This is a genomic window from Xanthomonas sontii, from assembly GCF_040529055.1.
Taxonomy (GTDB): domain Bacteria; phylum Pseudomonadota; class Gammaproteobacteria; order Xanthomonadales; family Xanthomonadaceae; genus Xanthomonas_A; species Xanthomonas_A sontii.
This window is the reverse complement of sequence record NZ_CP132342.1, coordinates 3,098,866-3,113,162: the sequence shown is the minus strand read 5'-3', so window position 1 is coordinate 3,113,162 and position 14,297 is coordinate 3,098,866. Positions and strand designations below refer to the sequence as shown.

General features: G+C 68.3%; 14 protein-coding genes. 4 read left to right on the top strand and 10 right to left on the bottom strand.

What is annotated here, in order from left to right; translation table 11 throughout:
• The first annotated feature begins 1 nt into the window (after position 1).
• Positions 2 to 436, top strand: coding sequence for a helix-turn-helix domain-containing protein (locus RAB70_RS13165; RefSeq protein ID WP_081616522.1), 435 nt, complete (start codon positions 2 to 4; stop codon positions 434 to 436).
• On the opposite strand, the gene RAB70_RS13160 is transcribed toward RAB70_RS13165, so the two are convergent.
• The 3 genes from RAB70_RS13160 to RAB70_RS13150 form a co-directional block, all read right to left on the bottom strand.
• Positions 437 to 958: an arsinothricin resistance N-acetyltransferase ArsN1 family B gene (locus RAB70_RS13160; protein WP_148828994.1), complete on the bottom strand. Its 522-nt coding sequence runs from the start codon at positions 956 to 958 to the stop codon at positions 437 to 439.
• A 41-nt stretch (positions 959 to 999) separates the two neighbouring features.
• On the bottom strand, positions 1,000 to 1,431 hold the full coding sequence (gene arsN2, locus RAB70_RS13155) for an arsenic resistance N-acetyltransferase ArsN2 (RefSeq protein WP_148828993.1): 432 nt from the start codon (positions 1,429 to 1,431) through the stop codon (positions 1,000 to 1,002).
• A gap of 126 nt (positions 1,432 to 1,557) precedes the next feature.
• Positions 1,558 to 1,872 carry a helix-turn-helix transcriptional regulator gene (locus RAB70_RS13150; protein ID WP_148828992.1) on the bottom strand — a complete coding sequence of 105 codons (315 nt, stop codon included), beginning with the start codon at positions 1,870 to 1,872 and terminating at the stop codon, positions 1,558 to 1,560.
• Between the two features lie 41 nt (positions 1,873 to 1,913).
• On the opposite strand from RAB70_RS13150, the gene arsH reads away from it, so the two are divergent.
• Positions 1,914 to 2,648 (top strand): arsenical resistance protein ArsH, encoded by a 735-nt coding sequence (gene arsH, locus RAB70_RS13145; RefSeq protein WP_148828991.1) that lies wholly within the window; start codon positions 1,914 to 1,916, stop codon positions 2,646 to 2,648.
• Positions 2,649 to 2,981: 333 nt separating this feature from the next.
• On the opposite strand, the gene guaA is transcribed toward arsH, so the two are convergent.
• The 3 genes from guaA to folD all read right to left on the bottom strand — a co-directional run bounded on the left by guaA (position 2,982) and on the right by folD (position 7,254).
• The gene (gene guaA / locus RAB70_RS13140; RefSeq protein WP_148828990.1) at positions 2,982 to 4,547 is read right to left on the bottom strand and encodes a glutamine-hydrolyzing GMP synthase; all 1,566 of its coding nucleotides are present in this window, start codon (positions 4,545 to 4,547) and stop codon (positions 2,982 to 2,984) included.
• A gap of 100 nt (positions 4,548 to 4,647) precedes the next feature.
• Positions 4,648 to 6,105, bottom strand: a complete 1,458-nt coding sequence (gene guaB / locus RAB70_RS13135; RefSeq protein WP_017913745.1) for an IMP dehydrogenase — start codon at positions 6,103 to 6,105, stop codon at positions 4,648 to 4,650.
• 237 nt (positions 6,106 to 6,342) lie between these two features.
• Positions 6,343 to 7,254: a bifunctional methylenetetrahydrofolate dehydrogenase/methenyltetrahydrofolate cyclohydrolase FolD gene (folD, locus tag RAB70_RS13130; protein WP_265531567.1), complete on the bottom strand. Its 912-nt coding sequence runs from the start codon at positions 7,252 to 7,254 to the stop codon at positions 6,343 to 6,345.
• Between the two features lie 51 nt (positions 7,255 to 7,305).
• Between folD and RAB70_RS13125 the strand changes: the two genes are divergently transcribed.
• Complete coding sequence (locus RAB70_RS13125) at positions 7,306 to 7,602, top strand: DUF1244 domain-containing protein (protein WP_043092094.1); 297 nt, start codon at positions 7,306 to 7,308, stop codon at positions 7,600 to 7,602.
• A gap of 4 nt (positions 7,603 to 7,606) precedes the next feature.
• On the top strand, positions 7,607 to 8,380 hold the full coding sequence (locus RAB70_RS13120) for an alpha/beta hydrolase (RefSeq protein WP_148829870.1): 774 nt from the start codon (positions 7,607 to 7,609) through the stop codon (positions 8,378 to 8,380).
• A 198-nt stretch (positions 8,381 to 8,578) separates the two neighbouring features.
• On the opposite strand, the gene RAB70_RS13115 is transcribed toward RAB70_RS13120, so the two are convergent.
• The 4 genes from RAB70_RS13115 to RAB70_RS13100 all read right to left on the bottom strand — a co-directional run bounded on the left by RAB70_RS13115 (position 8,579) and on the right by RAB70_RS13100 (position 14,293).
• Positions 8,579 to 10,426 (bottom strand): monovalent cation:proton antiporter-2 (CPA2) family protein, encoded by a 1,848-nt coding sequence (locus RAB70_RS13115; protein ID WP_148829869.1) that lies wholly within the window; start codon positions 10,424 to 10,426, stop codon positions 8,579 to 8,581.
• An 853-nt stretch (positions 10,427 to 11,279) separates the two neighbouring features.
• Positions 11,280 to 12,416 (bottom strand): molybdopterin-synthase adenylyltransferase MoeB, encoded by a 1,137-nt coding sequence (gene moeB / locus RAB70_RS13110; protein WP_148829488.1) that lies wholly within the window; start codon positions 12,414 to 12,416, stop codon positions 11,280 to 11,282.
• Positions 12,417 to 12,467: 51 nt separating this feature from the next.
• Positions 12,468 to 13,685: a gephyrin-like molybdotransferase Glp gene (gene glp / locus RAB70_RS13105; protein ID WP_148829487.1), complete on the bottom strand. Its 1,218-nt coding sequence runs from the start codon at positions 13,683 to 13,685 to the stop codon at positions 12,468 to 12,470.
• Positions 13,682 to 14,293, bottom strand: a complete 612-nt coding sequence (locus RAB70_RS13100) for a molybdenum cofactor guanylyltransferase (RefSeq protein ID WP_148829486.1) — start codon at positions 14,291 to 14,293, stop codon at positions 13,682 to 13,684. The genes glp and RAB70_RS13100 overlap by 4 nt, the downstream gene beginning before the upstream one ends.
• Between the last annotated feature and the right edge of the window lie 4 nt (positions 14,294 to 14,297).

The window sequence follows — 14,297 nt, the reverse complement described above, 5'->3', positions numbered from 1 at the left end:
GATGTCACCTGGTCACATCGACCCACCTGTCGACGTCCCTGCACCTGATGCGGGCGGCTGTCTGGCGACGCGTCAGATCCTGGATCGCATCGGCGACAAGTGGAGTCTCTACATCGTCGCCATGCTGGCGAACGGCCCGCAGCGCTTCAACGCATTGAAGCGTGGCATCGACGGCATTTCCCAGCGCATGCTGACGCTGACCCTGCGCGGACTGGAATGCGATGGACTGGTCACGCGGACGCTGTATCCGACGATCCCTCCGCGCGTGGATTACGCACTGACCAACCTTGGACGCACGCTATTGAAGCCGGTCATGGCGCTGGTCCATTGGGCGAACGAGAATCAACGCGCCATTGCCGAAGCGCATCGACGTTTCGACGAGGCGCCGGAGCAAGATCAGGTCTTGGTTCAGGGCGTCGTCTACCAGCGTCGCTAGTCAGAGCGCGTTTTCGTGGGGCGCGGCTGGAAGAAGCAACTGCCAGTACACGACATCCACCCAACGGCCGAGCTTGTAACCGACCTCCTCGAAGTGCGCGACCTTCTTGAACCCCAGCGCCTGGTGCAGCCGGGCACTTGCATCGTTCGGTTGAGCGACACCGCCGATGACCACGTGCAACTCCAGCCGTCGCAGTGTTTCCAGCAGCGCGCCATACAGGACAGCGCCCAGCCCTCGCCCCCGATGCCCATCAGCCAGGTAGATCGTGGATTCCACCGAACGCTGGTACGCCTTTCTCGCTCTCCATTGTGTGGCGTAGGCATACCCGGCAACCTCGTCGCCCACCAGCGCCACCAGCCACGGAAGGCCGACGCTCTGGACGTCTGCAATGCGCCTGGCCATGTCGGCCGACGTCACGGGATCCAGTTCGAACGTGACGCACGTGTTGGCGATGTAGTGGTTGTAGATGTCCGCGATGCGCTGGGCATGCACGGGACTGGCCGAAACGATGGTCGCTGTCACGGTCACCGGCTTCCTTTAGTGATGAAAAGGCAGCGCCTGGATCACAGGAGCTTCGACATGCAGACGGCGCTGGACGGACAGAGGCGTTCGAACTGGCTCGACGCCACGACCAGCGGCGGCACCTGCCGTCGGTCGCACTGTACGTAGCCCATGGCGGCGAACACATCCTGCGCCGTCGTGGTCAGCAGATACAAGGCAAGCACCTCACGCTGCACAGCCAGGCGCTCTGCCTCCCGAACCAGCCGACGCCCGAGGCCATCACCGCGATGCCCCTCCGCGACGCACAACGAACGCAGCACGCCATGTTCGCCATGGAATTCGACAGCCACCGTGCCGACCAACCCACCCCGACGCGCGGCAAGGAACTGTCGCGACGCGTGATCGGCGATCAGGTCGGAGGTCGGCAACCCCGAAGACTGCAGCAGTTCTTCCATCTGCGGATCGAACTGCGCCAGGCTGATCACGACGTCCATGACATCACCTCGATATGTGCAGAAGACCGAAACGACGGTTGGCGGCAGCCTGGTGATGCGCCGTCGGCGCCGCATGAGCCGTGCCCACGCTCATGTCGCAGCCATCCCGCATCGAATGGCAAAGCGTCAGCAAGTCCGTCCCTCTCCGCAACGCACGTCGCCGCCACAGCAGTTCTCGGTCAGGTAATCGAGCAGACGCGTCATCGTGTCGAACTCGGCGCGATAGCAGACCGTCCTGCCCCGTTGCTCGGCGCGGATCATTCCGACAGCCGCCAGCTCCTTCAGGTGGAAGGACAGGGTCGGCCCCGGCAGGGTCAGCGCGCTGGCGATCTCGCCCGCCAGCTTGCCCGCCGGTCCGGCCTGGACGAGCAGCCGGAAGATGGCCAGACGGGTCTCGTGGCCCAGTGCCGACAAGGCCTTGGTTGCGGTCAAATGTTCCATTATTTTAGAATAATAGAATTAATGAACCCAGGCAATCGATCATGGACCTTCCCAATCTGGATGCAACGCTTGCGCCCGCAGCGGATCGCGCGCGCCTGGCCGCCGGCGATGCCGAGCACAAGCCGCGCATTCTGATCCTGTATGGATCGCTGCGCCCGGAGTCCTACAGCCGAAAGCTGGCACTGGAAGCGCAACGGCTGCTGGACTACTTCGGCGCCGAAACCCGCGTCTTCGATCCGCACGACCTGCCCATGGTCGATGCCGTCGGCCCGGACCATCCGAAGGTGCAGGAACTGCGCGCCGCTTCGCTGTGGTCGGAAGGCCAGGTCTGGGTGAGCCCCGAACGTCATGGCGCGGTGTCGTCGGTCTTCAAGAACCAGATCGACTGGCTGCCTCTGCAGGAAGGCAGCGTCCGCCCGACGCAGGGACGCACGCTCGCGGTGATGCAGGTTTGCGGCGGATCGCAATCCTTCAACGTGGTCAACGCGCTGCGCATGCTTGGGCGCTGGATGCGGATGGTGACCATCCCGAATCAGTCGTCGGTCCCGAAGGCCTGGCAGGAGTTCGACGCCAATGGCCGCATGAGACCATCGGCGTACTACGACCGCGTGGTGGACGTCATGGAGGAACTGGTGAAGTTCACCTATCTGGTGCGCGGCCGCAGCGACTACCTGGTCGACCGCTACAGCGAGCGCAAGGATACGCAGACCGCCGCTGCACTGGCGGCGGCCGCAGGCGCGGTCGAAGCCACCCAGGCGGCAAAGACCGCGCCATGAAGGCCGTGATCTGCCACAACCCGGAATGCGGCACCTCGCGCAACACCTCGCTCTGATCCGCCACGCGGGAGCACACCCACAGGTCGTCGAATACCTCAAGACACCTCCAAGCCGGAAGCGACTTGTGGAGCCGATCGCAGCATCCGGGCTGACGGTGCGGGAGGTTCTTCGAAGAAAGACACGCCGTATCAGGCGCTGGAGCTACGCAGTACCAAGCTGACGGACAGCGACCTGCTGGACTCGATGCTGGAAGGCGAGCGGGAACACTACCGAAATGCCAAGCCTGCTTCAGGGCGCGCCGATCAGCCAGCGCCGCCCACGAAGGAGGTCACCTCACTCCCACTCGATCGTCGCCGGCGGCTTCCCTGAAATGTCGTAGACCACCCGCGAGACCCCACGCAGTTCGTTGATGATGCGGTTGCTCACCGTGCCGAGGAAGTCGTACGGCAGGTGCGCCCAGTGCGCGGTCATGAAGTCGATGGTCTCCACCGCGCGCAGTGCGATCACCCATTCGTAGGCGCGGGCGTCGCCGACCACGCCGACCGACTTCACCGGCAGGAACACGGCGAAGGCCTGGCTGGTCTTGTCGTACAGGTCGGCCTTGCGCAGTTCGTCGATGAAGATCGCGTCGGCCTTGGCCAGCAGTTCGGCGTACTCGCGCTTCACTTCGCCGAGGATGCGCACGCCCAGGCCGGGGCCGGGGAACGGGTGACGGTAGACCATGCTGCGCGGCAGGCCGAGTTCGACGCCGAGGCGCCGCACTTCGTCCTTGAACAGTTCGCGCAGCGGCTCGACCAGGCCCAGCTTCATGTGCTCGGGCAGGCCACCGACGTTGTGGTGGCTCTTGATGACGTGGGCCTTGCCGGTCTTGCTGCCGGCCGACTCGATCACGTCCGGGTAGATGGTGCCCTGTGCCAGCCACTTGGCGTTGCGGAGCTTGTTCGACTCTTCGTCGAAGATCTCCACGAACAGGTTGCCGATGATCTTGCGCTTGGCTTCCGGATCGCTGACGCCGGCCAGCGCCTGGAAATAGCGGTCGGCGGCGTTGACGCGGATCACCTTGACGCCCATGTGCTCAGCGAACATCGCCATCACCTGATCGCCCTCCTGCCAGCGCAGCAGGCCGGTGTCGACGAACACGCAGGTCAGCTTGTCGCCGATCGCCTTGTGCAGCAGCGCGGCGACCACCGACGAATCGACACCGCCTGACAGGCCGAGAATCACCTCGTCGTCGCCGACCTGGGCGCGCACGCGGGCGATCTGGTCGTCGATGATGTTGGCCGCGGTCCACAGCGTGGCGCAGCCGCACACGTCGACCACGAAGCGGCGCAGCAGGGTCTGGCCCTGCAGGGTGTGGGTGACTTCCGGATGGAACTGCACGCCGTACCAGCGCTTGGCCTCGTTGGCCATGGCCGCGACCGGGATGCGGTCGGTGACGGCGGTGATGGTGAAGCCCGGCGGCACCTGCGACACGTGGTCGCCGTGGCTCATCCACACGTTCAACCGCGACGCGCCTGCGTGATCGGTCAACCCGGAGAACAGCGCATCGGCAGCGACCACCTCGACCTCGGCGTGGCCGAACTCGCGTTGGTCCGCCGCTTCGGTGGCGCCGCCGAGCTGCGCGGCCAGGGTCTGCATGCCGTAGCAGATGCCGAAGATCGGCAGGCCGCTGTCGAACACTGCCTGCGGCGCGGCCGGCGCGCCCGGCAGCGTGGTCGATTCCGGGCCGCCGGAGAGGATGATGCCTTTCGCCCCGAAGCCGGCGATCTCGGCCGGATCGTGGTCCCACGCCCAGATCTCGCAATACACGCCCAGTTCGCGAATGCGCCGCGCGATCAACTGCGTGTACTGCGCACCGAAATCGAGGATGAGGATCTTGTCGCTGTGGATGTTGGTCATTGGGGCCGGGAATCGGGAACGGGGAATCGGGAATGGGCAAAGCGGTGCAGACGCTGGTTCATCGATTCCCGACTCCCGATTCCCCATTCCCGGATGGGCGTCAGCCCATCCTGTAGTTCGGCGGTTCCTTGGTGATCTGCACGTCGTGGACGTGGCTTTCGCGCTGGCCGGCACCGGTGATGGTGACGAACTTGGGCTTGGTGCGCATCTCTTCGATGGTGGCGCAGCCCACGTAACCCATGGTCGCGCGCAGGCCGCCGATCAACTGGTGGATGATGCCGCTGAGCGGACCGCGGTACGGCACGCGGCCTTCGATGCCTTCCGGCACCAGCTTGTCGGCGTCGGAGGCGTCCTGGAAGTAACGGTCCTTGCTGCCCTTCTCCATCGCGCCCAGGCTGCCCATGCCGCGGTAGCTCTTGTAGCTGCGGCCCTGGAACAGTTCGACCTCGCCCGGCGCTTCCTCGGTGCCGGCGAACAGGCCGCCGACCATCACCGTGGAGGCGCCGGCGACCAGTGCCTTGCCGATGTCGCCGGAGTAGCGGATGCCGCCGTCGGCGATCAGCGGGATGCGGTCCTGCAGCGCCTCGGCGACCATGTCGATCGCGGTGATCTGCGGCACGCCGACGCCGGCGACCACGCGCGTGGTGCAGATCGAGCCGGGACCCACGCCGACCTTGACCGCGTCGGCGCCGGCGTCCATCAGCGCCAGCGCGGCGTCGCCGGTGACGATGTTGCCGCCGATCACCTGCAGCTGCGGGTAGGTCTTCTTGACCCAGGCCACGCGGTCGATGACGCCCTGCGAATGGCCGTGCGCGGTGTCGACGATGACCACGTCCACGCCGGCCGCGGCCAGCAGTTCGATGCGCTGCTCGGTATCGCCGCCGACGCCCACCGCGGCGCCGACCAGCAGCCGCGTGGCGGCGTCCTTGGCGGCGTTGGGGTTGTCGGTCTTCTTCTGGATGTCCTTGACCGTGATCAGGCCGCGCAGCTCGAAGCCGTCGTTGACCACCAGGATCTTCTCGATGCGATGGCGGTGCAGCAGCTGCAGCACTTCCTCGTCGCTGGCGCCTTCGCGCACGGTGACCAGGCGATCCTTCTTGGTCATGATGTGGCGGACCGGATCGTCGAGCTTCTTCTCGAAGCGCATGTCGCGGCTGGTGACGATGCCGACCAGTTCGCTGCCGTCGACCACCGGCACGCCGGAGATGTTGCGGGCGCGGGTGAGTTTGAGCACCTCGCCGATGGTGGTCTCCGGACCGACCGTGAACGGCTCGGTGATGACGCCGGCCTCGAACTTCTTGACCTTGGCCACTTCGGCCGCCTGCTGCGCCGGGGTCAGGTTCTTGTGGATGATGCCGATGCCGCCGAGCTGGGCCATGGCCACCGCCAGGCGGTGCTCGGTGACCGTGTCCATCGCGGCCGACAGGATCGGCAGTTTCAGGCGCAGGTCGCGGGTCAGCCGGGTTTCCAGGCTGACGTCCTTGGGCAGGACGGTCGAATGGGCGGGGACGAGCGAGACGTCGTCGTAGGTGAGAGCTTCAGCCTGGATGCGCAGCATCGGCGGACCCGAGTGTGGGGAAGCGCGGCATTTTAACGCATTTGGGGCGGGGATTGGGGATTCGGGATTCGGGATTCGCAAAGGCGGCGCCCTGCGCGGTCAGGCCGTTTGCCTGTCTTTCAGCAGGGCGATCTCGACGGACTGCCGATCCCGCATGCAAACCGGAAAGGCCGCGCATGCGCTTTTGCTCCGCCTTTAACGAATCCCGAATCCCGATTCCCAAATCCCGCGCAGCCTTCAACGAATCCCGAATCCCGAATCCCGACTCCCAGCCGCCTCAGCGGCCTCGATCGTGTTCTGCATCAGCGTGGCCACGGTCATCGGCCCGACCCCGCCCGGCACCGGCGTGATCCAGCTGGCGCGCTGCGCCGCCGCGTCGAAGCCGACGTCGCCGACCAGGCGGCCGTCGTCCAGACGGTTGATGCCGACGTCGATCACCACCGCGCCGGGCTTGACCCACTCGCCCGGGATCAGCCCCGGCCGGCCCACCGCCACCACCAGGATGTCGGCGTCGCGCACCCGCGCCTGCAGCACCTCCGGCGGGGTGAACTTGTGGCAGCAGCTGACCGTGCAGCCAGCGATCAGCAGTTCCAGCGCCATCGGCCGGCCGACGTGGTTGCTGACGCCGACGATGGTGGCATTGCGCCCGCGCACCGGCTGGTCGGTGTGCGCCAGCAGTGTGACGATGCCGCGCGGCGTGCACGGGCGCAGGCCGAATTCGCGCAGCGCCAGGTGGCCGACGTTTTCCGGATGGAAGCCGTCCACGTCCTTGCGCGGATCGATGCGATGGATCAGCCGGCTGGCATCGGGGATGCCCGGCAGCGGCAGTTGCACCAGGATGCCGTGGATCTTGGGATCGGCATTGAGCCGGTCGATCAGCGCCAGCAGCTCGGCTTCGCTGGTGCCCGCCGGCAGGTCGTAGTCGAACGCCTCGATGCCGACCTTTTCGGCGGCGCGGCGCTTGTTGCGCACGTACACCGCCGAGGCCGGATCGCCGCCCACCAGCACCACCGCCAATCCGGGCCGCGGTTGCCGGGCCGCCAGCCGCACGTCGACCCGCGCCTTCAGTTCGTCGAGCAGGTCTTCGGCGATGCGCCGCCCGTCGAGGATGCGGGCCGGGACGGAGGAGACGGGCGCGGAATCGGTCATCGGGGCGGGCGGGTGTAGAGTCGGGGGATGTCCATTGTCCCCGATTCCGCCATGACCGACACCACCCGCATCGAGGCCGCCGCCTTCCGTCGCCTGCTGCAGCACCTCAATCAGGTCCGCCCTGACGTGCAGAACATCGACCTGATGATCCTGGCCGGGTTCTGTCGCAACTGCCTGGCCGACTGGTATCGCGAGGCGGCGGCCGCCGAAGGCGAAGACCTCAGCAAGGAACAGGCGCGCGAGCGCGTCTACGGCATGCCGTTCGCCGACTGGAAGGCGCAGCACCAGGCCGAGGCCACACCTGAGCAACTGGCCGCCTTCGCCGAGGCGCAGCGCAAGCACGGCTAGCGCGATGCTGCGTTACACCGCGATCGCGGCGGCCATTCTCGCCGCGGCCTATGTGCTGGTCTGTGCCTTGCTCTACCTGGGCCAGCGCGACCTGCTGTACTTCCCGCAGGGCACGCGGGTGGCACCGGCGCAGACCGATTTCGCGCTGCGTCGCGGCGCGGACGTGGAGCTGCGCGGCTGGCAGGTCAATCCCGGTCGCGACAAGGTGCTGCTGTACTTCGGCGGCAATGCCGAGGATCTGCGTTTCGCACGCGCGCAGTTGCAGGCCGCCCTGCCCGACCACAGCCTCTACCTGCTCGCCTACCGCGGCTACGGCGCCAGCGACGGCAAGCCCAGCGAGACCGCACTGGTCGGCGATGCGATGGCGCTGTACGACCACGTCCGCGCCGCGCAGCCGCAGGCACAGATCGCGGTGCTGGGACGCAGCCTGGGCAGCGGCGTGGCCAGCCAACTGGCGGCACGCCGCGCGGTGGCGCGACTGGTGCTGGTCACACCGTTCGATAGCCTGGTGTCGGCGGCGCAGGCGCACTACCCGTGGGCGCCGGTGCGCTGGCTGCTGCGCGATCGCTACGACTCGGCGCGCGCCTTGCGCGCCTATCGCGGCCCACTGCTGATCCTGCGCGCCGGCCGCGATCAGGTGGTGCCGCCAACCAGCACCGATGCCCTGCTCGAGGCCCTGCCGCAGCATCCGACCGTGGTCGCCTTCGCACAGGCCGACCATAACGACATCAGCGACGATCCGGGCTACGTGCTGGCGCTGCAGGCGTTCCTGCGCTGAGGCGGCATCGCTCGGGCGGGGTACTCGAAAGGTACGCGGGAGTCGACTGTCATGCAGCCACGACGCGCAAAGTGGTGCGTGCTTCCGAAAGCGCAATGCGTCGGGACTGAAGTCCCTCCCACGGTGCATCCGGCGGGCTCGCCGCAAGTCCCTATCGGTTCCCACACGGGCACCGCACACAATGCTGCCTTGCCGTGGCTAATCGCCGCGACGCGGCTCGCCGGGCTCGACCGGCACGCCTTCCGGATTGAGCGTGCGGCTCTCGCGCCGTGGCGGCGTGAACGGAGTCGGGGTCGGCACCACTGGGGTGATGTTGCCGTACATCAGGCCCCTGCCAGCACGCACGTCGCCGGCAGCGATCTCCAGTTCCAGCCGCTCTGCATCGCGGCGACGGATCTCGCGGGCGATGGAGCGCGCTTCGCTCTCGTCCATGCCCAGTTCGATCAGCGCGGCCTGGCCGAATTCCACCGCCGATTCGAAGGTCTCGCGGATGTGGTAATCCACGCCAGCGGCGATCAGCTCCAGCGCGTGCTCGCGGTCGTAGGAGCGCACCAGCAGCTTGGCCTGCGGAAACTCGGTGGTGGCCAGTTCGACGATGCGGTTGGCCGCTTCGCGGTTGTCCACGCACACCGCGATGGCACGGGCGCTGTGCGCACCGGAAGCGTGCAGCACGTCCAGACGCGTGCCGTCGCCGTAGTAGATCTTGAAGCCGAACTTGGCCGCGCTCTGGATCATCTCGATGTCGTTGTCGATGATGGTCACGTCCACGTCGCGCGCCAGCAGCGACTGGCTGGCGACCTGGCCGAAGCGCCCGAAGCCGATGATCAGCACGCTGCCGGTGAGGCCGTCGGCCGCATCCACGCCTTCCATCGACGGCGCCTCCACCGGTGCCCAGCGCCGGTACAGCAGCACGAACAGCGGCGTCAGCGCCATCGACAGCACCACGATGGCGGTCAGGTTGGCATTGATCTGCGCGTCGATGACGCCGGCAGCGCTGGCGGCGGCAAACAGCACGAAGGCGAACTCGCCGCCCTGCGCCATCAGCACGCCGCGATCCAGCGCCTGCGCATGGCCGCTGCCGGTGAGCCGCGCGACCAGGTAGATGCACGCGGCCTTGGCGGCCATGAAGGCAAGCACACCGCTGACGATCAGCGTCCAGTTGGCCGCCACCACCGCCAGGTTCAGCGCCATGCCGACACCGAGGAAGAACAGCCCCAGCAGGATGCCGCGGAACGGTTCGATGTCGGCTTCGATCTGGTGACGGAAGGTCGATTCGGACAGCAGCACGCCGGCCAGGAACGCGCCCATTGCCATCGACAACCCGCCGAGCTGCATGAGCAGCGCCGCGCCCAGCACCACCAGCAGGGCGGCCGCGGTCATCACCTCACGCGCCTTGGCCGCCGCCAGCAGCCGGAACAGCGGGTTGAGCAGCCAGCGCCCGGCCGCCAGCAGGCCGACGATCGCCGCGGCGCCGATACCGATGCCGATCCAGCGCGACGGCGCAGACGCGTCCGCCGGCACCGGCGCCATCCACGCCACTACCGCCAGCAGCGGCACGATCAACAGGTCTTCGAACAGCAGGATCGCGACGATCTTCTGCCCCGCCGGCAAGGCGATGTCGCCGCGCTCGCCGAGCAACTGCATCACCACCGCGGTGGAGGTCAGCACGAAGCCGGAGGCCGCGATGAAGGCCACCGGCAATGGAAAGCCGAAGGCCAGTCCGACCCCGGTCAGCACGCTCGCGCAGACGATGATCTGCGCGGTACCCAGGCCGAAGATCTGCTTGCGCAGGCTCCACAGGTGCGAGGGCCGCATTTCCAGGCCGATCACGAACAGGAACATGACCACGCCCAATTCGGCGACGTGCAGGATCGCCTGCGGATCGGAGAACCAGCCCAGGCCGAACGGCCCGATCGCCAGGCCGGCGGCGAGATAGCCGAGCACCGACCCCAGGCCGAGCCTGCGAAACACCGGCACCGCCACCACGGCCGCGCCGAGCAGTGCTACCACCTTGATCAATTCGCTGCTGTCGGCTGCACTGGTCATGCGCCGATTCTACGCACAAGGTCCGGACATCCCCATGGAGCGGACTGCGACATGAGACGCGGCGCACTGCGTGCTGCGCGCAAGGAACCTTTTGTGCGACATGCAAGCGGTCGCGCGCTGTGCGCCGCACCCTCACCCCAACCCCTCTCCCGCAGGGAGAGGGGCTTGAGCGCGCACGGCGCTGCTTCCGCCATCGAGACCGCATCTCCCTTCTCCCACCGGGAGAAGGTGCCCCGTAGGGGCGGATGAGGGTACGGGTGCCGCCGCATACAACGAAAGCCAGCGCTGCCCTGCATCGCGAGTCGCCTCGCGCCGTACCCTCACCCCAACCCCTCTCCCGCAGGGAGAGGGGCTTGAGCGTGCGCGACGCTGCTTCAACCATCGAGAGCCCTCCTCCCTTCTCCCACCGGGAGAAGGTGCCCCGCAGGGGCGGATGAGGGTACGAGTGCCGCCGCGTACAACGAAAGCCAGCGCTGCCCTGCATCGCGAGTCGCTTCGCGCCGTACCCTCACCCCAACCCCTCTCCCGCAGGGAGAGGGGCTTGAGCGTGCGCGACGCTACTTCACCCATCGAGACCCCGCTTCCCTTCTCCCACCGGGAGAAGGTGCCCCAAAGGGGCAGATGAGGGTACGGGTGCCGCCGCGTACAACGAAAGCCAGCGCTGCCCTGCATCGCGAGTCGCCTCGCGCCCTACCCTCACCCCAACCCCTCTCCCGCAGGGAGAGGGGCTTGAGCGCGCACGGCGCTGCTTCCGCCATCGAGACCGCATCTCCCTTCTCCCACCGGGAGAAGGTGCCCCGCAGGGGCGGATGAGGGTACGGATGCCGCCGCGAACAACGACAGCTAGTAGCAGCTAACCCTCAGCCCCACAGAACCGCGCGTAGTCGATATAGCCAGGGAACGGCCGCTCCGGCGCACACAAGGGACACTGCGGATCGGCGGACAGGCGGGTTTCACGGAAGCGCATCGCCAGGGCATCGAAGTGCAGCAGGCGGCCGCGCAGGGGTTCGCCGATGTCGAGCAGCAGCTTCAAGACCTCGTTGGCCTGCAGCAGGCCGACGATGCCGGGCAGCACGCCGAGCACGCCGGCGTCGGCGCAGTTCGGCGCGAACTCCGGCGGCGGCGGCTCCGGGAACAGGCAGCGGTAGCACGGTGCCTGCCCGCGCCGACGGCCGGCGTCAAACACACTGACCTGGCCCTCGAAGCGCTGCACCGCGCCGTACACCAAGGGCTTGCCCAGCTTCACGCAGGCATCGTTGAGCAGGTAGCGCGCGGGAAAGTTGTCCGAGCCGTCCAGCACCACGTCCACGTCCTGCAGCAGCCGCTCGACGTTGTCCGCGGTGACCCGCTCGCGCACCGCCTCCACCCGCACGCCCGGGTTCAACGCGCCCAGGCTCGCCGCGGCCGACTCCACCTTGGCCTGGCCGATCCGCGCATCGCCGTGCAGGATCTGCCGCTGCAAATTGCTGCGCTCGACCACGTCGTCGTCGGCGATACGCAAGTGCCCCACCCCGGCCGCGGCCAGATAGAAACCGGCCGGCGAGCCCAGGCCGCCGGCACCGACCAGCAGCACGCGCGCGGCCTGCAGCCGGCGCTGGCCATCGACCCCGACTTCGGGCAGGCGCAGATGCCGCGAATAGCGGTCGAAGAAGTCTTCCTGCGCCGGTTCCAGCGCCGGCCGCTGCAGCGGCAAGCCTTCGCGCTGCCAGCGCGTGGTGCCGCCCAGCACGGAAGCGACCTCGGTGTAACCGGCCTGCTCCAGGAACAATGCGGTGTCGTGCGAGCGCTTGCCGCTCTGGCAGATCAGCAGCACCTCGGTCTCGGCGCCAAGATAGGCCGCCGGGTCGGCCTGCAACTGCGCGCGGGCCACGCCCTGCGCGCCCTCGGCCATGCCGGTGACGCGCTCGTGCTCCTCGCGGATGTCGATCAGGCGCGCGCCCTGCGCCTGCCGCGCCTGCGCCTGTGCAGGAGTGAGTTCTCGAATGCCCATGCGCGCATTATCGGCGCAAACCGGGCGCGCGTCCGCCGTCCGCGGCGCGGCTCAGTACGGCACCACCTCGACCACGTCGCCGGCCTGGAACTGGCGTGCGCCCTCCTCCAGCCGCAGCAGCACGTCGCTGTCGGCGGCGCCGCGCAGGCGATGCGAGCCGTCCGCGGGATTCGGCTCTGCCCACAGCTGACCGTGGGCGTCGCAGCGCATGCGCCCGCGCAGAAACTCCAGCCGGTCGTGGCGTTTGTCCCAGCCGGCCGCCAGCCGGGCGCGCCAAGCCCGATGCGGTTCGCTGCGCCGCTGCAGCGCATCCAGCAACGGTCGCCCGATCGCCAGGAAGGTCGCCAGCACCGACACCGGATTGCCCGGGAGACCCAGGAACAGGGCGCGGTCCCACTCACCGAACAGCAACGGCATGCCCGGGCGCATGCGCACCTTCCAGAACAGGATGCGGCCGTGCTCGGCCAGCAGCCGCGGCAGGTAGTCCTTCTCGCCGGCAGAGACGCCGCCGCAGGTCAGCACCACGTCGAACGCCGAGGCGGCGTCGGCGAGCATGGCCTGGATGCGTTGCGGATCGTCCGGCAGGGTCGGCCACGCGGTCGGCGCCAGGCCGAGCAGGCGCAGCTGCGCCATCAGCATGTCGCGGTTGCTGTTGTAGATCTGCCCCGGCTGCAACGGCAGGCCCGGCTCGACCAGTTCGTCGCCGGTGGCGAACACCGCCACGGTCGGCCGCGCCGCCACCATCAGCTGGTCCACGCCCAAGGCCGCGGCCAGGCCGATGCGCGAAGGCGTCAACAGCATGCCGGCCTCGAGCACACGCTCGCCGGCGCGCACGTCTTCGCCGCGCGCCCGCACGTGTGCGCCGACGGCGACGTCGGCGGGGATCTGCACCACGCCGTCATGCTCGTGCACGTTCTCCTTGATGACCACCGTATCGGACCCGGCCGGCAGTGGCGCGCCGGTCGTGACCCGCAGGCATTCGCCGGGCGCGAGCGCCTGGTGCCGATCGGCGCCGGCGAACTGCTCGCCGGCCAGCCGCAAGTCGGTCGCCGCCCCCGGGGTCAGATCGGCATGGCGCAGCGCGAAGCCATCCATCGCGCTGTTGGCGAACGGCGGCAGGTCGATCGGCGCATCCAGCGGCTCCAGCAGGATGCGGCCATCGGCACGCGACGCTGCAAGGCGCTCGCTGTTGACGGGACGGGCACGCGCCGCGGCAGCGACGATCGCCAGCGCGTCGGTGTAGGCGATCCGGGAGGGATAGTCGGTCATGATGGCGGCAGGATACCCGCTGCGGCCAGATCCTGCGGCGTGTTCAGATTGCCCAGCACGATCTCCGGCAGCGGCACCGGCCGCATCCGCAGGCGCTGCTGCAAGGCACGCGGCGCATACCGACCCGCCGCCAGCCCCTCCTCCAGCGCCGGGCGCAGCGCGGCCAATCGGTACAGCGCCACCAGCGGCTGCGCGCCGGCGGCATCCTCGACCCAGGCGCCATCGCACTCGTCAGCGGCTGCGGCTGCGGCCAGCACCGCAGGCAGATCACGCGGCAACACGCAGATATCGACCGGCACGGTCAGCAGCCAGGGCGTGGCACAGGCGGCGGCAAGCGCGTCAAGCCCGGCGATCGGCCCCAAGGAACGTTCCGCCCCGGCCGGTGCCGCGACACGGTCCGGCACGGCCTGCAGGCCGATGGCGGCATAGCGCGGCAAGCTGCGGTTGGCGCTGACCAGCACTTGGGCGACCTGAGGCGCCAGCGCCTGAACCAGCCATTGCACCTGCGCCTGCCCGTCGCGCTGCAGCCAGGCCTTGTCGCAGCCGCCCAGGCGTTGCGCGCGGCCGCCGGCGAGAATGCCGAGGGTGATCGCGCGCCGCTTGTCCATCATG